At 57.8% G+C, this 20,468-nt stretch carries 16 protein-coding genes and 2 pseudogenes; 8 read left to right on the top strand and 10 right to left on the bottom strand.

Annotated elements, in window-relative coordinates; genetic code table 11:
* Positions 1–45 precede the first annotated feature (45 nt).
* The 3 genes and pseudogenes from EIK79_RS01935 to EIK79_RS19195 all read left to right on the top strand — a co-directional run.
* Complete coding sequence (locus EIK79_RS01935; protein WP_124953445.1) at positions 46–1,080, top strand: hypothetical protein; 1,035 nt, start codon at positions 46–48, stop codon at positions 1,078–1,080.
* 108 nt (positions 1,081–1,188) lie between these two features.
* Positions 1,189–1,454, top strand: a pseudogene (locus EIK79_RS19200) (aminotransferase class V-fold PLP-dependent enzyme); the annotation flags it as partial.
* Between the two features lie 5 nt (positions 1,455–1,459).
* Positions 1,460–1,554: pseudogene (locus tag EIK79_RS19195) on the top strand (RidA family protein); the annotation flags it as partial.
* 397 nt (positions 1,555–1,951) lie between these two features.
* Here the strand turns inward: EIK79_RS19195 and EIK79_RS01920 are convergent.
* The 3 genes from EIK79_RS01920 to EIK79_RS01910 form a co-directional block, all read right to left on the bottom strand.
* The gene (locus EIK79_RS01920; RefSeq protein WP_124953444.1) at positions 1,952–3,595 is read right to left on the bottom strand and encodes an MBL fold metallo-hydrolase; all 1,644 of its coding nucleotides are present in this window, start codon (positions 3,593–3,595) and stop codon (positions 1,952–1,954) included.
* A gap of 271 nt (positions 3,596–3,866) precedes the next feature.
* Positions 3,867–5,411, bottom strand: coding sequence for an alkaline phosphatase family protein (locus EIK79_RS01915; RefSeq protein ID WP_124953443.1), 1,545 nt, complete (start codon positions 5,409–5,411; stop codon positions 3,867–3,869).
* A gap of 67 nt (positions 5,412–5,478) precedes the next feature.
* Positions 5,479–6,513, bottom strand: a complete 1,035-nt coding sequence (locus EIK79_RS01910; RefSeq protein ID WP_124953442.1) for a lysylphosphatidylglycerol synthase transmembrane domain-containing protein — start codon at positions 6,511–6,513, stop codon at positions 5,479–5,481.
* A 153-nt stretch (positions 6,514–6,666) separates the two neighbouring features.
* On the opposite strand from EIK79_RS01910, the gene EIK79_RS01905 reads away from it, so the two are divergent.
* Positions 6,667–7,077 carry a DUF7475 family protein gene (locus tag EIK79_RS01905; protein WP_124953441.1) on the top strand — a complete coding sequence of 137 codons (411 nt, stop codon included), beginning with the start codon at positions 6,667–6,669 and terminating at the stop codon, positions 7,075–7,077.
* 63 nt (positions 7,078–7,140) lie between these two features.
* Here EIK79_RS01905 and EIK79_RS01900 read toward each other — a convergent pair whose 3' ends face one another.
* Together EIK79_RS01900 and EIK79_RS01895 are read right to left on the bottom strand one after the other, a co-directional pair.
* Entirely contained in the window at positions 7,141–9,669 is a 2,529-nt protein-coding gene (locus EIK79_RS01900) for a penicillin acylase family protein (protein ID WP_124953440.1), read from the bottom strand.
* Between the two features lie 81 nt (positions 9,670–9,750).
* Positions 9,751–10,734, bottom strand: a complete 984-nt coding sequence (locus EIK79_RS01895) for a bile acid:sodium symporter family protein (RefSeq protein ID WP_124953439.1) — start codon at positions 10,732–10,734, stop codon at positions 9,751–9,753.
* A gap of 144 nt (positions 10,735–10,878) precedes the next feature.
* Here EIK79_RS01895 and EIK79_RS01890 point away from each other — a divergent pair, with 144 nt between their 5' ends.
* On the top strand, positions 10,879–12,030 hold the full coding sequence (locus tag EIK79_RS01890; RefSeq protein ID WP_124953438.1) for a sulfatase-like hydrolase/transferase: 1,152 nt from the start codon (positions 10,879–10,881) through the stop codon (positions 12,028–12,030).
* Positions 12,031–12,036: 6 nt separating this feature from the next.
* Here the strand turns inward: EIK79_RS01890 and EIK79_RS01885 are convergent, their stop codons facing one another.
* The 4 genes from EIK79_RS01885 to EIK79_RS01870 form a co-directional block, all read right to left on the bottom strand.
* Positions 12,037–12,858, bottom strand: coding sequence for a polysaccharide deacetylase family protein (locus EIK79_RS01885; RefSeq protein ID WP_124953437.1), 822 nt, complete (start codon positions 12,856–12,858; stop codon positions 12,037–12,039).
* Between the two features lie 63 nt (positions 12,859–12,921).
* Positions 12,922–13,632: a CPBP family intramembrane glutamic endopeptidase gene (locus tag EIK79_RS01880; protein ID WP_124953436.1), complete on the bottom strand. Its 711-nt coding sequence runs from the start codon at positions 13,630–13,632 to the stop codon at positions 12,922–12,924.
* A complete protein-coding gene (locus EIK79_RS01875; protein WP_124953435.1) occupies positions 13,629–13,835 on the bottom strand; it encodes a helix-turn-helix transcriptional regulator in 207 nt (68 codons plus the stop codon). The genes EIK79_RS01880 and EIK79_RS01875 overlap by 4 nt, the downstream gene beginning before the upstream one ends.
* Positions 13,832–14,248, bottom strand: a complete 417-nt coding sequence (locus tag EIK79_RS01870; RefSeq protein ID WP_124953434.1) for a hypothetical protein — start codon at positions 14,246–14,248, stop codon at positions 13,832–13,834. Before EIK79_RS01870 ends, EIK79_RS01875 begins: the two co-directional genes overlap by 4 nt.
* 240 nt (positions 14,249–14,488) lie before the next feature.
* On the opposite strand from EIK79_RS01870, the gene EIK79_RS01865 reads away from it, so the two are divergent.
* Complete coding sequence (locus EIK79_RS01865) at positions 14,489–15,529, top strand: DUF2304 family protein (RefSeq protein WP_124953705.1); 1,041 nt, start codon at positions 14,489–14,491, stop codon at positions 15,527–15,529.
* A 92-nt stretch (positions 15,530–15,621) separates the two neighbouring features.
* The gene (locus EIK79_RS01860; RefSeq protein WP_124953433.1) at positions 15,622–17,469 is read left to right on the top strand and encodes an ArnT family glycosyltransferase; all 1,848 of its coding nucleotides are present in this window, start codon (positions 15,622–15,624) and stop codon (positions 17,467–17,469) included.
* Positions 17,470–17,556: 87 nt separating this feature from the next.
* Here the strand turns inward: EIK79_RS01860 and EIK79_RS01855 are convergent, their stop codons facing one another.
* A complete protein-coding gene (locus tag EIK79_RS01855) occupies positions 17,557–18,918 on the bottom strand; it encodes a S8 family peptidase (protein ID WP_233737849.1) in 1,362 nt (453 codons plus the stop codon).
* A 644-nt stretch (positions 18,919–19,562) separates the two neighbouring features.
* Between EIK79_RS01855 and EIK79_RS01850 the strand changes: the two genes are divergently transcribed.
* A complete protein-coding gene (locus tag EIK79_RS01850; RefSeq protein WP_124953432.1) occupies positions 19,563–20,249 on the top strand; it encodes a DUF7504 family protein in 687 nt (228 codons plus the stop codon).
* Positions 20,250–20,468: the final 219 nt, after the last annotated feature.

Raw genomic sequence — 20,468 nt, 5'->3', positions numbered from 1 at the left:
GCTATGCCGACAGATTGGTTGGTAACAACACAGGCCACATTCAAGATGACAAAGGAGTCGGCTACTGGGACGAACGGGATAGAGACGGGGACGAGCTATTTCGGCGTTCGCGATCGACGACACGTTGAGCGCGATCTCGATCGATTCGTCGAATCTGGGTTGAATGCCGTGTTACACACGTTCAGCGAGGCGGACAGGGAGTACTACCAAGACACGATGGCAAGGATCGTTACAGCCAGCCACGATCGGGATCTCACGGTGTACGTGAATCCGTGGGCAGTGGGGCGGGTGTTCGGCGGTGAAGCGCTGTCGGAGTTCATCGGTCGCCATCCCGATCAGTGTCAGGTGATGTCAACCGGCGATCGTGTGGGTGCAGCCTGTTTCAACGCTCCTCGCTTCCGTTCGTTCATGCGAGAGTGGACACGCGATGCCGCCGATCTCGGTGCCGACGTGCTCTTCTGGGACGAACCACACTGGTACATTCCCGCGTGGCACGACAAACGAGATCAGTTCCCTGAAAACGCGTGGAGCTGTCGGTGTACACACTGTCGAACCGCCTACCGCGAGCAGTTCGACGAACCGATGCCGGTCGTCCCAACCGAGCGAATCGAACGCTTCCGTGAGCAATCACTGCTGTCGTTTCTCACCGATATGATGGAAGTAGCCAACGACCGTGGAGTCCGAAACGCGGTCTGTTTGCTTCCGAGTGAGGACAGCGATCACGGGCTTCGAAACTGGAGCAATCTCGCTGAGCATCCGCTGCTCGACGTGCTGTCGACGGATCCCTACTGGGCTGTTCACGGGAACGAAGCGCCGGCGGAGTTCGTCGGCTACTTCGCTGATATGGTTGCCTCGCTCGCCCAAACCCACGACATCGATAGCCAGATATGGATTCAGGGGTTTCGGCTTGACGGCGGGGCAAACGCAACCGAGGCAGTCCGCACCGCAACACGAACCGCAATCGAAAGCGGTGTCGACAGCGTGTTCATGTGGGGGTACGACGCCTGTCGCAGCATCTCCTCGATCGCCTGTGAACAACCGGATGCGGTTTGGTCGGCGTATCTCGAGGAGCTACCGTGAACACACGACTGAGCACCGCGATCCGCTCATCGATTAAAAGATCGAAAGAGTGTACTGGAAAACTGATAAACGTTCGACGAGAATGACGAATGGAGTGACAAGAACCATATATATTATGAGTTCGGTGTTTCGCCAGTGATCAACGCTGCGGGAACGAAGACTCGGATCGGAGGGAGTCTCATCCGATCCGAGGCGATCGAGGCCATGCGAGAAGCCGCCGAATCGTTCGCCGTGTTGTCTGATTTACCAGCGCGGGAGCGGGACTGATGCTCGCGGGGGCTGCCGTCCTCGCACAGGATGATTTCAGTGCCATGCCTCGGCTGTCGGAGACGGCGGGGATCGTCGACGAGATCGTGATGAAGCGTACGAAGCGCTGCTTTCCAACCCGTATCCGGCCGCAGTGCGGTCGAAGTCGTGAAACTGCCGGTCGACATCGACGGAGAAATCGAAGTCATCGCTGTACGGCCGGACTGAGACGGGCAGTAACGGTCACTGACGGAACGAATTCGACAGAAATTATTAAATTATTATAATATAAGTATACTTACATAGAATTATAACAGACATAATATTTCGAGTGAAGTTCTATAGTAGCATCAATATCGTATTCGAACAGTGAGATAGAATAGTAGTACCGCTGTATCAATGTCGATTCGTAGCCTTTCGGCCAGTTACCTGCTGAGAATCATATTGATATGTTTCTCGAAGTCAAAGAATTATTAGATCAGGCCAAATCAGTAGCATTAGTGTTATTATGAAGGAAAACCACTTCTTGATCGCTTACTTCCCAAAGAAAACCATCACTGAACCATCAGATAAAAACTACATTATGTTTGTGGATACAGTATATATCTATCATGTGTGGCCTCGATTAGTTCTCGTCAGTTTCCGTGTCGGTCTCAGATACGACGCCGACAGTGTCACCGACATCGACAGCAGGAAGCTCCGTATCGACGCGAAGAATGGTCACTCCGTCGTGGACATCGAGTACCCGTGCCGGGTATCGAGACGCCTGTAGCGTGTTTTCGAGTTGGTCAAGCCGGTCGAAAACCTGCTGTAAGGCAGATGCCTCGTTTTCTTGAGTCATGTGAGTCGACGTGTCGGCGGCTGTTTCGGGTGCCTCCTCTTGTGAATCCTCAGTGAGTTGTGGAACGCTCTGTGTGAGTGTTTCAACGTCGAGTCCTTCCGCAGTGAGATCCACCTCCGAGTAGCGGTCAGTCGAGGGAAACAACAGGTTAGTATCGCCGTCAGGAAGCACCTCACCGATCCGTCGTGTCGTCCGGCCCGAAGATTCGACTCGCTTGCGGGTCATTGCTGACACCCAGGGTGGTGGAGTCCACCCGTGTTCGTCGAGAAGCGTATGCCGGGTTTGATCATCCGTCACCCACACGTAGCTAGCGAACTTGTCTTTGTACCGATCGGCTTCGGGACCCGCCTGGTGCATGACCACGACGTGAACTGGCATCAGTTGATCCACCACCGTATCGATCGACTCGCGGGACGGATGGTTGCTCAGAAACGCATCATGGACGGTACAGCTAGCGGTTCGAACGGGAGAGTCAGTCCCCGACAACACCTGTATGAGTGTTGCGCCCGGATCGTCTTCGATCGCTGAAAACAGTCGGTCAGCGCTTTTCGTCCCCCCCGGCGTCGGTACCTCTGGACCTGCAATCGTGATGGTTCCCGAATCAAGAACTGCGTTCGGATCGGTGAACTCGGTCTGAGTGCTGACCGCGGGAATATCGTATCCCAACTGATCAGCCAGCGTTCCGGCGTGACCAACGAGCGTTACAGGCAGATACAGATCGTACTGGTGGGCGAGGTGGCCGAGCAGGTACGCGAGGTGAACGCCGGTCAGGCCACTGGTTGTGGCAAGAACGGTCGACCCTGCAAGCGCGCGCTTGATGAGTTGTGAGACTGTCGCTGTCAGTGTGGTTTCGATATCCTCGCTCGACGCTGCGTTCAACAGGAGGACATCGACATCAACCGGAAGATCCGGCTCAAACCCCGGGTATCCTGCGGCCCGTCGAAGCGTGAAATCGCCCGTTGTGAGTATCGTTCGGTGCTTGTTGCCGTCCTCGATCGAGAGCAGTATCCCAGTCGCTGCCGGGGTGTGACCGACTGGAACCGGACGAACGCGTAACCCGTCGACGATCGTCGTCCACCCTTCCAACGGTGTCACCCGATCGAGAACCGCTTCTCGCGTCTGGGGATCTGAAAAGCCTTCCCCAGCATCGATCACGTCTGCGAGAATCGACGCGGTGTCGGGTGCCGTGTAGATCGGTGCTGCGTCCCGGAGATTCTCTGCGAGCGTCGTGTAATGGTCGAGGTGAGCGTGAGTCAGACAGATCGCTGTGAGATACTCATCGTCTCCCTCAAGAAGAGTGTCCACGTCGACACCCTCTCCAGCATCGATGAGAAGACAAACGGTCTGGTCTGGAAGAAGTCCCTCAATACGAACGACCACTGATTCACGACCGTGAAACGGATTTGCGTGTTGATAGCTAATATGCATCTTTCAATCTATCGTGCAGTGGATCGCTTGTGATTTTCAACAAAACGTTCATATTCCCCTCCCCAACGGATCTCGATACGAAATATTCATGCCTCCGGTCGTGTGGTATGGTCAATCAATACATATGGGTTATGGGTTATTTTCACTACTTATTCTAGGTGTTATTTGCAAGCGGATTACGGGCTACTGTAAATGATGGATATATTGTTGTACCCCTATCGCTGAATCTAACCGTCCGCCCGTCAGGGCGGGATGGTGTCAATAGGGGATGTCACTCCATGTAGCCGAGCTGTTTGAGCCGATCAGTGACGTTTTCGTCTTGTTGTGGATCGTACCGTTCATCGGGGGCGATCGGCTCTCTGCTGTCCCACGACGGCGTCGAATCGAAGATCGGAAGCACTTCGCCTTGCATATCGGACGGAACGTCGCTTCCAGCAGAGACGAGTAACGTGGGTGCAATATCGAGAATACTGATGGGATCGATCTCGCCCTGGTCGTCGAATTCGGGTCCGGTGGCGAGGAAGATTCCGTGGGGCGTGTTTTCTGCTGCCCAGCGATCGGGGCCCGTCTGTACTGTTCCCCCGCCGACGCCGTCGTTGACGTGCACGCCCGGCCGCTGGTCCACAACGATTTCGGGACCCTCCGACGTGTACGGCCCTGTGTAAACATCCTGACCGTGATGAACGGCGGTGAACAACGGTCCGTCCGCGTCGGAGACCTCCTTGAGATCGTCGATGAGTTGTTCGGCCACCGACTGGGTGTCGAACGCGGGATTGAGATAGATCGGGCCTTGGGCACTCGCCACCGCTTTCGTTCCGTCCAGATCGATCGCGTCGAGCTTGCGGCCGCGTTTGACGCCCGCACTCTGGGGTACCAACTGCTGGATGCGTTCTGGCACCGTCTCAGCCAACAGATCCACGATTCCAATCCGTTTTGCCACGGAAAGGATGTTTTCGCGGTTGATACCGAGCGGGCGGAACACGTCCTCAATCGTGCGCTGGCGGGCCTGATACCCGTTCTCGGCAAGCCACTCATTGATGTAAAACTCCGTTGTGGTCGCCGCGCTTCCGTGATCGGAGACGACGACAAGATTCGTATCTTCTAGCTCAGCGATCTGTCCGAGCCACTCATCAACGAGCGTCCACGCCCGTTTTGTCGGCGTGTCGTCCCAGAAGAAGTGATGGAGTACGTTGAGATAGAACAGGGTCACGTGCATGAAATCCAGCTCTTCGCGTTCGAAGAGATCGAGCGCGACCTCAAAGCGCGCGTCTAACAGGGATAGGATCGCTTCTACCTCCGCGCCGCGTTCCTCGTTTGAAGAGATGAGCGGCTCGGGGTGGACTCGGTAGTCGAACTCTGCATCGAGATAGTCTGCGAGGTCGTTGGGGTAGGTGTACCCCGACTCGATCGATCGGTACTCACCTTCGATCGTCGCTGGACCGCCACAAACTAGGACGCCATCGATCTCGCGGGGCGGGTACATCGTCGGCATGTTGACGACGCCGGTCGACAGTCCCGCGTCGTTGAGGTAATCCCACAGCTCAGCTGTCCGGTAGTCTCGGCTGTCGGCTGTCGTGATCTCACCGTCAGAGAGGTTGACGCGCTCGAACCAGTACACGCCAAACCCGCCGGGATCCTTTCCTGACGAATAGCATTTCCAGTTCGGAAACGTCACTGGCGGAAGACAGCTCCTGTGTTCGGCCCACACACCCTCGTTTCTGAGTGCGGCGAGGTTTGGAAGATCCCCCGCCTCAATCCACGGGTCGAGGAGCCGCCAACTCGCTCCATCGAGACCGACGACGAACGTCCGGCTCATATCCACTGCGACCAGCCACCTGGTGATAGTCCTTACCTTTTCGAGGAGCCAGCAGCGCGCTCCCAGACTACTGTTCGTCGGTCGCGATCGCAGTGAGATCGAGACGCGTCACGGGATACCAGCCAGCGAGCGACGGAAGGTATACGCTGAGAAAGCGATCAACGAGGATCACCGGCGCGATGATCGGCTCAGCTACGCCGAGCGCGCCGAACACGAGCGTTGCCGAGGCTTCCGCCACACCGATTCCACCGGGCGTGATCGGTAGCAACGTCACGCTGTAGGCCGTCACTAACACGACCGGCAGCATCACGGGTGAGAATTCGACATTGAGCGCGTCCAGCAACAACCACACGCGCACCCCTGGAAAGACCATTCGTGACGCAACCCATCCGCTGGCGTACAGCCCGATAACACGGTAGTCGGTCAACAGCGTGTCGAACACATCGGTAATCCCGTCGCTGAACGATGGGAGTCGTCCCACCACCGCAGAGAGACCTTTCGACACCAGCGGGATCCGTTCGGCCCGTTCACGGGCGGCGCCGGCGAGCTGACCGACACTGTCGAATCGCCAGCCGGCGATCAAGGAACCAATACCGACAAAGAGATACAGCGCGACCGAACCGGCAAGCACGATCAACAGTCCGGGAGAAAATTCAGACACAAACAGCGCGAGTCCGATCGCCGCGACGAGACCGTTACAGACGGCGTACAGCGCGGTATGAACGCCGGCGATAGTGACGACCTCGCTCCAGTCACGCCGGGTGTAATGACGAAGAACGAGGGGCGCGATCGATCGACCAGACAAGCGGGATGGGAGGAGCTGGTTAACGAAATTGGTGATCAGCGTCGTGCGCGCCGCGGTAGAAAACGGTGTTGTGCTGATGCCGTTGAGCAACACGTGCCACATCGAGAACCGAGAGAGAGTTTCTGCAACACTTGCAGCGAGAATCACGACCACGACGCCGTAGTGTATTCCGTCAATTACTGTCAGAACGCGTTCCCATTCGGCGTTGAGAACCAACCACAGCAATGCAGCCCCACCGAGCGCGTACTGAAACAGTTTGAGCAGCCACCGGTAGTTCGATCCCGAGATCAATCCCATGCAATCATCGTCCCCTTCATCCGTGAGATGGTCGGAGGAACTACTCGGCTGTTCCGGTTCCGATCTATTGCGAAGGAGAATATTCGTTGTGTGGTTTCGGTGGTGTCTGCCGCTTTGATAGCGTATTTCCTGTGGCTGTGTGTTATTTAGATCATGTCTAATAGCCAAACAGCTACCACAGGGAAATCAGCAACGTTCACCGGGCTTCCGTCGGGTGTCGCTCCGTACGTAGCCATCCTCGCAGCACTCGTCTCAGCCGGCATTCACCTGTGGCTCACTCCAGTGGTGATCGAGTTCGATACGACGCAGGCAATCCTGTTCGTGCTGGCCGCGCTTGGGTTCATCGGCGGGATCGGCGTGTTTCTGACCCGGTACTGGCGACGGGAATTCTATCCGGCTGCGATCCTGTTCTCGCTCGCCCAAATCATCGCGTTCTTCGTGATGGATGGCCCACTCAACAATCTCGCAATCGCCTCGAAAACGGCCGAAGCCGTCTTCATCGTCGCCGCAGCGTACCTCTATGTGAGCGGTGGGCGCGAGGACCAAGCAGTCACTTCCTCTTAATCGGAGTCCTGAGCCGCCAGTCCCCGTTAGGTCTGATCAGGTCCGGTTAGGCCCGGTCTCGAACTACTGCCGTCGGAGCCATCGGGTGAGCAGCGCGAACGCCTGACCGTTGATACCCGACTGGCGCACTACAGAGAGTGTGTCTTGGTGACAAGCGTTATCCGCGACAGCCGCTCGTTCGACTGGGAACGGCTTGTATTCGAACCGTTCGTACAGTTCGAGCTGGTCGGTGAGCCGGTCCGGTGGTGATCCCCTAACTGTCCCGATAAGTTCACCGACAGAGAGATGTCCTGAATTTCCGGGCGGAAGGATTGATCGGCCAGCACCAGTGTCCAACGATACGAGGAAGTTCCAGCTCCCACGATTAACGAGACCGATCTCTGGTCCGTCCGCCGCAGAGATAGTCTTAAAGCCAGTCGTTCGTCCGTCCATCCGCCACGCCGTCGGATCGTCGGTACCGAATCGATCGGCTAAGCTGTTTCGCGCGCGTTCGACCGCCGTCCGGACGGTGTCGGTAGGCGTCTCACCGAGCCACTCGTGATTCGTGCGTTCGGCAAGCGCGTCGATGAGGGTTACGTCCCGCAACGCCCGGCCGTGGTCGCCGGCGTGAGGATCCTCGTTTTTGTCGAGATCAATGTCCGTCGGCGGATTGAACTGGAGCGGTGGCACGAGATCCCCGAGTTCCTTCTCGAACGCGAGTTCCTGTAGCTCTCGACGAACCGTTTCCCAAATGGCGACCCCGGGATGGTGGCGACCGTTTTCGGTGTGCCACGTGTACGCTTCGTTCGCCCACTGTTCGAGTTCATCGCTGAGTGCGTCCAGCCCCGCCTCACGAGCCGCGTCGATGAACGCCGGAGTCGTCGCGTTTGCGATCGGACTCCGGGTTGCGGCGTTTCGAACGATCCCCGCGAGATCATCGATCGAGAGCGGACCGTCATCGATGGCGTCCTGAGTCACCCGGTCGAGCAGTTCGACGCGGTGGATCGATCCCCAGCGCCCCGCAACGTCACCGGCTCGCCACCCCGCGACCGGTGCGTTGTTCCACTGGGCGATGTATCCCTGCTCAGGATCTCGAACGGACATCGTGAGACCGGTTCCGGTAGTGATCGACTCCCAGCGGTGGGTCGAGCCGGGCGCAGGGAACCGGTGATCGAGCGCGTCGTTTCGATCCGGGACCGATCCAGTGTGAACGTACGCGATCTCTTCCTCATCGGCGTAGATGAAGTTGAACGTGAACGGGAACTCCGCGAGCTGGGTTTCGAACTCCTCGAAACTGTCTTGTCGACCGAGTTCGGCCCACTGGAACACGCCAGCCAGCTCGTCCCCGCGCGTTGTGGTGCGTTGACACCACGCGATCCGTTCGTCAGGATTCCACGCGATGACGGGCATCGAATCCCCACGTTCTTCGATGCGGGCGATCTCCTGTTCGACAGCGCCTTGGGGTCGATCACCGTTGCCGAGTGCACCGAGCACCGACGGACGGTGAACGACCGTTTCGGTCTCCATCCGTCGCCACTCCCCGTTCCACCGGTATCGGTGCCGGTCTTCAGGATGGAGTTCAACGGCGATCGTGTCGACCTGATCGTCGTAGCCGCTGGTGACGCTCCACGCGAACTCGGGCGTTCGCCCGATGACCACACCGGGCGTACCGACGACGCCAACCCCTGAAACGTCGAACCCCGCGCCGTGTAGCCCGATCTCGTGAATCACTGGCGGCTCGAAATAGCCCATCTGTGGCCCACCGAACAGCATCGGCGTGTCCGTTTCGGTGTGGTCTCCATCCACAGCGAGCGCGTTGCTGCCCCACCGGAAGCCCGAGAGCGCGCCGATCGCCCGACGGACTGATGGGGTGGCTCCATCAAGCACGTCGCTATCGACACCCCAAGGTGTTGTGTCAGTCGCGGCGTGGGTGAGCGCTATCTGTTCGTCGGGAACGGTGTCGTAGTTGGGAACCGATTCACCGCCCGCAACCGTCAGCTCCGCGTCGTCGATCGTGGTGTAGTGGTTTTCGGGGACCGACAACCAGTTCAGATCCTCGTACGCCTCGTAGGCCGCTCGTTCACCATCAAGGCTGTCGATCAGTTGGGCGAACGTCTCCGCGTTTTTCAGCTCCGTGCCGCCGTCAACACCGAAGTAGCCGATCATGTACGCTATCACCGCGACGCTGTCGGTCGGTGACCACGGTTCAGGAGAATGCCCTAGGGCGATGAATTCAGCCGGGAGATCCCGGTCCACGAGACGCTCTATGAGCTGTCGGTTCACGCCGTCGGCAAACCCTTGCAGCGACACCTGCACAGTGGTGCTCGCGGTCTCGTACTGGGCGGTGAGTTCCTCGCGTGTGTAGAGATCGCGCCGGACCTGCACGTCCGATTGGAGCTGCATCGGCCCGAGCACGCTGGCGCTGTCACCGTAGCCGATGTGGCGCAACGCGTCCATCTCGAACAGTCGATCGCGCGCTTGCACGTACCCGTTCGCGTACGAGAGGGCGTACAGCTCGTCTTCATCGACGTACCCCTCGGTGTCATCGACGTAAACGTGGGTGACGTTGTACGCGTCAGTCAGCAACTCGACTGGCGGCATCGCGTCGCTCATTGGTCTGTCTTCGTCTCCCGAGAGGGGGAACGTTTCCCCGGTTATATCCGGGGATTAAGCACGAACGATCGCGCCAGACAACTAGTCGCTAGGGGTCAGGACGTGATCAGCGGAATCGTCGCTGCGCCGCACGAACAACGTCGCGAGCGCCGGCCCAGAGACGTTGTGCCAGACGCTGAACAGCGCTGGGATCAAAGCGACTGCAGGCGAGCCGAAGAACTCGCCCGCGAGCGCTACCGCGAGTCCGCTGTTTTGGAGACCGACTTCGAACGCACACGCTCGTGCCCGATCTACATCCATTCCGGACGCGTGGCCGACGGCGTAGCCGCCAGCCAAACCAAGCGCGTTGTGTAAAACGACCGCAAGAAACACCATGCCTCCGGTGGTGAGAATCGTCTCCGTATTGACCGCCACGATGGCCGCGACGATGCCGACGATCGTGACCACGCTGATCGCTGGGAAGATCGAAAGCCCGATCGAGGCGACGGTCGGGGTGTATCTGTCGAGTGCCACACGTAGCACCACCCCTACGATGACCGGCAGCAGGACAATCTGGACGATTGACCCAGCCATCTGCCCGAACGTGACAGAAACTGACTCGCCTGCGAGCACCACGATCCACGCCGGCATCGCGAGCGGCGCGGCGAGCGTCGTGACCGAGGTGATCGTCACCGAGAGTGCGACATCACCCTTGCCGAGATACGTCATCACGTTCGAGGCGGTGCCTCCCGGAGCCACACCGAGGAGAAGCAGCCCCAACCCGACTTCGTCCGGCAGTCCGAGCAATCCGACGAGAACGACCGCAAACGTCGGCATCAAAAACCACTGACTCATCGCACCCACAAACACGTCCCGTGGTCGCTCTCCAACCCGGCGGAAATCCGCGGGCGTCAGCGTCAGTCCCATCCCGAGCATGATGATCCCCAAAAGCGGCGTGATGTACGCCGCGATCGGTGTGAACGTCTGTGGGGAATACAACGCGATCGGAACGACGATCGCAACCCAGACAACGAAGTATTTGCTCGTGAACGCACCAATCGATCGAAACGAAGCTTGCCAACGCATTCGTTGTTCACTGACAACACGATCCCTGATCGGTATGTCTCCTCCGTCTTTCACGTCAGTGCGCGTGATTGGTATGATTCTGTCGGACTGCGGTCCGATCGTGAATCCCAAGACGTATTTCACGCTAGGGATCGGTATAGACCAATGAATGACATCGTTCTCGTGACCGCTGATTCGGTGCGATACGATCACGTCGACGAGATGGAGTTCGTTTCATCGTTCGGTTCACAGACCGGCGTGACGGCCGCTCACTACACCCGGCCGAGCATTGCAGGGTTGCTTTCATCGAGTTTGGTGTCCGCGGTCGAATCACGGATCGCCGGGCCGACGCTTCCGAGTGTGTTACGCGACGAAGGATACACCTGTATCGGGTTAGCTCCGACGCCACAAACCGATCCGGCCTTCGGATTCGGGGACGGCTTCGACGCGTATGAGACGTTCAGTGAGGGGGGAGGCGACAACCCGCTCAAAAACAGACGGAGTTGGCTCCGGGAGTCGCTCGGCCGATTCGATTCGGTACGGCGGCTGTACCGGCGACTAGTTCCGATGGAAGCAGTGTTGTCGGGCATCCCGAGCGACGAAGAAGTGATCGATATGGCGATCGAGCGGTTCAACGAGGCCGCATCACCCCGCTTTCTCTGGGTGCATCTGATGGAAAGCCACCGTCCGTATGGCACCGGCTCCCAAGCGCTTCCGAAGGAGCTCGACCGGCGTGCCGGGGCGTCGGGCAACGAGGGACTGCTCCGATCGGTTTCTGTCAGTGACGAGGAGATCGAGGAAATAGATGGATACTATCGGGACGCGATCGGTCGGGTCGACAACGAGATCGAGCGGTTGCTCACCGAGATCGACACCGAGCCGGCGTTCGTATTCACGTCCGATCACGGCGACGAACTCGGTGAAGAGGGATACTTCTACCACCAGGGTTTCCGTCGACGAGTCGTCGACACGCTGATCGAGGTGCCGGTCGTGATGGATGGGTTCGATGTCGAGCCGCCGGAGCGGTTTAGCGCACTCGACATCGCACCGACGATCGTTGACCACGTTGGCGGTGACGTTCCCGATGATTGGCACGGACGGCGGCTTACAGACGGCGGCTCTGAAACGCTGATCACGGTTGCCCCGTGGCACGAGAGGGCGACGGTAGCCGTCCAAGACGGCGAAAAAAAGCTGGTCGCGCAAGACGCCGACGTTTCTCTCGAAAGCGACGCAGGGCAGGCGCAAGCGAGCCGATCGGACGTGTCCCCCGAAATCGAACAGCGGCTTCGGAACCTCGGTTATACGGACGCAGGGTGACACCGATCAGTCGGCGGTGGTGAGCGACCGCATCGGGACGAATCCAAAGCGTGAGTCGAGGATCCTCGTGATCGCCTGTCGCATCCATTCGCCAGTGCGCCAGTACACACGCCTAGGAACGCCATCGACAGCAGGCAGATCCACCAACTCCCACGGATGAACGTACAGGATCGGCGTGATCCCCCGACGGGAAAGGAGCCGCATTCCCCACAGTACGTATCTGACGCCGAAAAACCGAAGCCACGTCCCAGTCAGTGGTAGCCGGAGTCCGGGCATGACAGCGACCGGTAGCTCCGTGATCGACGATGGTGCGCCGTCCACGGCCTGATCGGCCGGGACGGGTCGCTGAACGGTGTGATCGCCGCCGTACCACCCGGGAATCGACCGGCACGGTACGACGCTCGAATCGTATTCGTAACCGGTCGCATCGAGTGTCTCGAAATGATCGTGTGCGGTGTCGAACGACGGCGCGCGGAACCCCGTAACCGACGCGCCCGTTGCGTCTTCAAGCGTTTTTCGTGAAGCCTGGAGTTCCTCGTGACGTTCGGTTTCATCTACTTCTGTGAGGTGAACGTGGTTGTGCGTGTGTGACCCGACCTCATGGCCGGACTCCACGACGCGCGTGAGGAGTTCCGGGGCGTGCTCTGCAATTTCCGCGACAACGAAAAACGTTGAGGTGGCGTCCCCCTCCCCGAACAGTTCTAGCAGCAACTCAACACCCGAACGACCGATATCGGTATCCGTCGTCGATCCGCGGGCGTTCCGGTACGCCGGAATGTGGGTGAACCATTCCATATCCACCGAAAGCACAGCAGTCGGGCGATCCATTGCGTGATCGATACTATACTGTCGAATCCACGCTTACATGTAACTTCGGCTTTGAAGTGGAAACTACACCAACGCGAGCAGTACGATCGATGCGGTGCTGAAGACATTCACTCCGATGTGCGTGAGGACGCTGCTGACGGTTCCGTACCGGTGGCGGAGCACTCCGAACACGAGACCGAGCGCGAGAAGCGTTGTGAGCCGCGCGATTGACAGATCCACGACGACGTGTTTCAACGCGAAGAGAATCGCTGTGAGTAGTATGCCGGCTACCGCTCCCCAACCGGCAACAAGTTCGGACTGGACGACGGCGCGCCACACCTGCTCCTCAGCGATTGGGACGGCTACACCGTTTCCGAGAAGAAACACCACCGCCAGCAGTGGTGTCCTGCGGAGCACTTTGCCAACTGCGTCACCAACGGTGACACTAGTCTCTCCCAATCCGAACAGAGTAGCGTCGATCTGACTGGTAATTGCCATTATAATGAGAGCGATGACAACACCCACTAAGCCAGCAACGACTGCCCGAAACGACCACTCGTATTCCCACAGTCGTACGTCGTGTCCGGCTCGGAGTGCAACCGCTGAGAGTACGGCAGCCATCGCTGGAAATCCAATGAGAAGAATGATCCAATCGGCTGTGAAGCCGAAACCGATTGTGGAAGCCACGACAGAAACGACGCCTCGCCGCAACAGCAGTTCCAGAGCAATCCATGCGATAACAACACCGAAGGCAAGCGTCGGCAGGGGATCCGCATCACGTGTGAGTTTAGTCATCCATCCTCCTCCGATTCCGGATCGAAGAGATCCTCGATCAGACAGTCAAAATGATCGGACAGCTCGAACGCGAGTTCAAGCGAGGGATCGTACCGTTCGCGCTCGATAGCGTTGATCGTCTGACGAGAGACACCGACGCGCTCTGCGAGATCGGCTTGACTCAAACCGGCGTCTGCCCGGTATTCACTGAGTTCGTTGTTCATGATCGCTTCCGATGCACGGTGTAGATCACGCCAAAGATCAGATACAGCACACAGTACGCGTAGAACGCACCCCACAACTCCGGCGGCATATCATAGGAGCCGACTGTTTCGAGCGCGAACAGCGCGGGTCCACCGAGAACGAGCACGAACGAAAACACCCAGAGCGTCAATCCAGCAGCCTCGCGGTCGAGTTGTTGCTCGCGCTCGTCGTACAGTTCGATCGAAGTCCCTTTCCAAATCCCGACCATCCCCAGAAAGCCTGCCCAGTAGATGACCGTCCCGAGAATGACGTACCCTGACAGCACTCCAGTGAGATACGCAACGATCCCTCCGCCAATGCAGGCACCCATCAAACGATGGTAAAAGCGCCTTGTTTCGAGCCGATTCATCGATGCTGTGTCGATTCGTATCATGAGTGGTGTAAAACTCCCTTGTCGTCAAGGAAGCTTTACAGTAAAGCATGCTTTACACTCTAATAACTCTTTCCCCGCGATAAGGGTTTGTACCGCCGTTGAACTGTCTCAGCGTTTGCCGTTCCCGAGCGCAATTCCACAACGCATATACTGCGCCGTCAAGATCTCAGGAATAGCAAACGCATGAAGGGAGTACCGGAAGTTGTCAACGTTGAGGGTGTAGTGTTGAATCTGATTGGGATGGGATCCTCCGGATTGGACAGCATCGAGCTCACGGTCGCCCTCCTCGTGCTCTCGGGAGGGGTATTGCTGTGGGGGTTCGAGCGATACCGCACGAACTTCTCGAAATCGGAGTTTCTCGTATCGATCCTCCTTGCGGTGGGTATTTTCGCTATCGGGCTGTTTCCGGACATGTTCGACGTGGTTGGAGAGGTCCTTGCGATCGATCGCCGACCGTTCGCGATCTCTCTGATCACGAACGTCACGCTGGTCTGTCTCGTATTGCTGTTGTTCGCGCGAACGCGGAGCAACCAACAGTCGATAGCGACGCTTACACGGAACTTAGCGATCGATCAGGCAGCCAACGACGACACCGATTCGTCATCGGTGTACGTGGTGATCCCTGCCTACAACGAGGCCGAAAGCATCCGGAGCGTCGTGACGTCGCTGCCGGATACGATCGGAGAGTATGTGCTGCAACCACTCGTCGTTTCGGACGGATCGACCGACGCGACCGTCGAACGAACGGCAGCGACGGACGCGATCGTCGTTGATCATCCGATCAATCAGGGACAAGGTGGCGCGCTCAGAACCGGCTTTTCGATCGCCAAACAGCACGGCGCTGACATCGTTGTCACGATGGACGCCGACGGACAACACCCCGTTGAAGAGCTTTCTCGATTGATTGAACCGATCGCCGACAGTGAAGCCGATTACGTTGTCGGTTCCCGGTACACCGGTGTGGATGATTCCAACAACAGCGCCACCCGACAGTTCGGGATCCGAACGTTCACGGCACTCATAAACGTGATGACGAAGGCGGACATCACGGATTGCACCAACGGATATCGGGCGATTCGAGCCACGAAGCTCAATGAGATGACTCTTTCGGAAGAGCGGTTCAGTGCGCCGGAACTGCTCATCGAAGCCCGTAAAAACGGGCTTCGAATCAAGGAAATCCCCATCACCATTGCACAGCGAGCAGCCGGCGAAACGAAAAAACCGAAACTCGGCTACGCGTTCGGTCTCACACGGACGATCTTCGTCACGTGGCTCCGATAACGCCGATTTGAGCACGACTTGATCCGTGGACTCACGTGGTGTTAGGCAGATAAAATAGATGAGTTTTTACCTCGGTTAAAAAAACTATTTGCATGGATGTGCGGTCGGTCACGCGTTTGGTGGGTTACGCAAAACGACGGGTGATACAGGATTTCAGGGCTGATCCGTATCTCTGGTACGTATTCGTGGTAGCGGTGGTGATGCTCGGATTTTGGTTTTGGCATCAGGTTCCGAGTTTCGCAACGCACGACGAGCACACGCGTCTCCTCGACGTGATGCCGGCGATCGGGGTGCTCACCACTGGTCCCGGATTCGAGGCGTTCCAAAACGGCGTGACTCAAGGGCGGATGTACGGCGCAACGTTTTATCTGAACGCGATCGCTCTTCTTCCGGCGGTGGTGTTCGCAATCATTACAGATCAGCTTGCAGTGTTCACACCGTTTTATCGTCCAAACGCGACGGCACACATCTGGACGGTCGATACAGACGTGTGGCTGCTCTGGCACAGTACACCACGCTGGGTATGGACTTCCAGCTTGTTGATCGTCCGATTATTTTCGGTAGTGTTCGCCCTCGGCTGTGTGTATCTAGTGTATCGAATCACATCCCAACTCCGCGATCGAACGGCCGGACGGCTGGCCGCTCTCGTTCTGTCGTTCACGTTCGGTTTCGTCGTGATGGCTCACGAGAGTGGTGAAGACGTTCCATCAGCGTTTCTATTGTTGCTCGTCATCTATCTCGCGCTCCGGTACGTCGAAACCGGTGACGAGCGGTATTTCTACGGTGGCTGTGGCGTCGGCGGGTTCGCCATGGCGTTCAAACTCACAGCGGGCGTGAGTGTCATACTGCTCGCAACGGCACAGTTCCTCCGCGCCCGAAAGGCAGACTCGGAGTGGCTCCGGGCGCTGATCCGTCCCCGGCTTCTCGTCGTTGGGGCGCTTGTCGGGATTAGTGCGATGATCGTCGGTTATCCCTCCGTGTTGTTGTCGGGACCCGAGGTGCTCCTTGCTCGGATTACGCGAGGAACGACGCACAAAGCAACGATATCCGGTGGACGGAACGCTTCTTCGGGGTGGTGGATGCTCCGGAGCTACCTCAACGGGTTCGGGGTGGTGCTCTTTCTCGCGGTGATCGGGAGTGTGGCAGCAATCCTCCCACAGTTACGAACTCACTCGGAGAAGACCGACGGGCTAGTGCTGTTGGTCGTGGCTATCGCTAGCTGTCTCGGGTTGCTCTCGTGGTGGCAGTACATCCGGATGCATCATCTCCTTTTGACGATCCCACCGCTCGTGATTCTCGTGTCGGTCGCGCTGTGGCAACTCCATGAACGGACGGAGACGGTGGCGCGGGTCGTCGTCACCGTGGTGCTCGTATCAAGCGCGCTGTATACTGGCTACGGAACCCTCGGCTACGCCGATCAACCGAGGGCAGCAGCCACGGACTGGTTGGCTACCAACGCCCCCGAGGACGCGACGGTCGAACTGTACCAGATTCACCCCCAAGCCGCAGCGATCCCACACGGGATGAACACGAGCCATTACACCCACAGAGCCGACGGCGAACTCACCCGACCCGAAACGACCTACGGCGAGTGGATGCAGAACATGCCCGATCGTTGTCCCGAGTACATCGAACTCACACGTGAGGATCTGCTTCGGTTAGCCCCACCGGATCTGAACGGGCGGGCCAACTTCTACGCCGACCACCACCGCGAAATCGAGTACATTCGTTCGCTCATGACCGATCCGAACGACAGCTACGAAGTGGCTGCCGAGTTCGGGCAGCGACCCCGGTTTCTCGATCGAAAACGGTCCCAATCACCCCTCCCGGAGTTGCTTCGCGTCGGGATAGTTCCCCGAACGGTACAGTACGGTGACGAACAGGATCTCGGTCCTGAACAGTACACGCTCATCTTGAAACGAACCGGCCCGTGTCGGTGACACGTTGCTACCGCCCACACAGAACACCCACGGCGTTCAGCCCAGTTCTCGACGGGCACCCTCACCGACTGGTCCTCGGTTCGACGCTCACAACCCGAGCGCAGCGGGGATATCGAGTAAGCCTGCTCCACCGTCGCTTTCGGAGAGACCGATGTCTTCTGCCGTTTCGATGAGGCGATCGGCGGCAGCCGTGTTCTCGTACCCGTCCGCCATGAGGAGTCCACCGGCCGCCGCGACGTGCGGTGCTGCCATCGACGTGCCGGACAGCGTTTCATACGGTCGAACATCGGTGGTGTACGTCGATCTGATGTTCTGACCAGGCGCAACGAGATCGATCTCCGGTCCAGTCGCCGAGAAGGACGCGAGTTCGTCGTCGGTGGTGGTTGCTCCGACGCCGACGACGCTGGAATACGCGGCGGGATAGCGCACACAGTCCGTACACGGTCCCACGTTCCCTGTCGCTGCGACGAGAAGCGTGCCCTGTTCGGCCGCATACGAGCACGCGTCCTGAATTAGCTTCGAATCGTGTGAAGAGCCGAGACTCAGGTTTGCAACCTCCCACCCCTGCTTTGCAACGTGATCGACGCCGGCTGCGATGTCAGACGCCGATCCAACGCCGGACGAACTCAGAACCTTGATGGCGTGTAACGTCGCGTCGGGAGAGACGCCCACGACTCCACCCGAGTTGTCGATCGCTCCAACGGTGCCCGCGATGTGGGTGCCGTGGCCGACGGAATCGTGCCACTCGGGAGCGCTAGAATTGAACGCCGCCGGTCGGGACTGACCTCTGGATCCGGTGTCGAGCAATCCGTGGGTCGCGTCGAACGCCGAACGGACGCCATCGAAAATGGGTGTCTCATCCGACTGTCCACCCTCTGACAACAATCCAACGGTGTCGAGAAACGACGTACCGTCTCCGACGTTGGCCTGCAGATCAGGATGTGTCCCGTCGATTCCGCTGTCGAGAATTGCGATATCGATGTCTTGACCGCTGATCCCTTCAGTGTGGGCCAGTTCAGCTCCGGACCGATCGATCCCCCACGGCGTATACTGCTGATGGGCAATCATCGGCCGATCCGGCTCGATGTATCGAATCGGCTGATCGGATAGGACGCCATCGATTCCTTGTGCTGTCACCAGTTGCTGGGGGATCGTCACTGTCGCCGCATCGAACTCAAAGGTGCGAACGACTTCGTCTGCGATCTCGGTCGCTGCGGTGTACCCACTGCTGTCTTGGTAACCGATGTTTACCGGAATGAGGCTGTCGATACCCACATCGAGCTGCCGACCGATCGAACTGAAGAGGCCCAGTCCGCTCATCGATCGAAGGAAATCGCGCCGCCCTCGTTTCGAACTGGTGTCGTCTAGATCTGCGTCCGTCATCGTCTGTCTGCGTGAATCGGTGGCCTCTGTTCGCTCGTTGTCACACCGGTTTGTGAGTCCTCCCACAGGGGGAAGGAGCGTTCATCGGAGAACGCCACACGTAAAATATTGATGTCATTACTCTGTTCGAGCATAGATAGTAAACACCTCGAAAGAAAAGTTATTAAAGTTTTGGGTAATGTGTAGAATAACCAATTCAGAAAATCCAATAAGATGGAGATACAGCACTCATTGAGAGTGTATAGGTGAATCTCCACAATAACATATTACCTATATGATTATATAATAGAATACTATCTGAACTATAATATTCTATAGAATCATCTAAACATGAATACGATGGGATGAACGCGTCGTACTCACGTTCACCGAACGATGCTTACGGATGTGCCCCTCTCGTCACTGGTTTGATCCGTACCTGTATCAATCCGCGCCGTGAGCCGGCACGTAACCACACTCCTGGCAAATCCACGACCGATACTCCTGCTGTAGTTCTCCCTCACAACTGGGACAGCGATAACACATACGATATCGAGTAGTATCGACGATCGCTTATAGTTTTTTCGACGATTGTCTCTCCAAGACAGTTTCACCGGAAAAATATCGTTTTACTCAGAATTTTCCATGGCGTTAAAACAATAAAATATTGTGCAGATACAGGGGCGGGCGACCACAACGTTTATTTTCAGTCTGTTCACAGGGGATAGTTGATGGTAGTCGATGGGGAAGTGCTGGGGTCAGCCGAGTTTGCGGCAGCTCTCAGCCGTCTGAAGCAGTGTGGTAGCACATTACTCGTGGTGGGGAACGTCGCGCCCGAGGTTCATCAGTTAGCGTGTCGGCATCTCATGGGTGATCCAAGCATGCATCGCCAGCGGTTGTACGTAACGACGGACGGTTCAGGGACTGACGCCCGATCAGCCATTACGGACGACACCTACCACCGGGATCACGTCGTGGATTACGTAACGCAGTTCAGGAGTGCCACTGATTCACAGCTGGGCGGTTCCGGTTCGGTGAACGTCTCACACACGACCGCGAACACCCCCGCATCGCTCGTTGCCAAAATCATCGGTACCATTCGTTCCATCGAACGCGCTGCTGAGCCACTCGCGGCCGGAGAGCTTCGCGTGTGTGTCGACTCGCTGTCGACGTTTGTCGAGTCAAACGAGAGAGACATCTCTCTGCGACTCGTTCGGTACACAGGCATCGCAACACGGCGACGAAGCGGAATGGTCCACGTACACCTTCCGATCGCCCGGGACTCGGAACTCACGAGGCTGTTCGAGCCGCTGGTGGACGCTATCGTAGAACTTCGCGTCGCGAAGGGAACGCCTCAGCAGCGTTGGCACCTCATCGATCCCTCGATGACGTCAAACTGGACCGATATCAATGAGTGATATCTCACATACTTCAAAGGTGATGGCTCTTTCGCCTGTCTCTACCGTCCCATGCGACGTTTTCCCGTTTGTCCCACCGAATCACACTGCCCCCTTGATCCACTGGCCCCAACTGTCCAGCCACACTTCGAAGGGCGGCGAAGTGATGGAAAAACAGGAAGCGGCCTCATGAACCAAAGCGGACGATTCGCCCGGAATCGTGCTGATCGACAGGGGAGA

Origin of the sequence: Halocatena pleomorpha, from assembly GCF_003862495.1 — an archaeon.
GTDB classification, from domain to species: domain Archaea; phylum Halobacteriota; class Halobacteria; order Halobacteriales; family Haloarculaceae; genus Halocatena; species Halocatena pleomorpha.
Note: the sequence above shows the minus strand (reverse complement) of the source record. Positions and strands in the feature narration are given on the sequence as shown.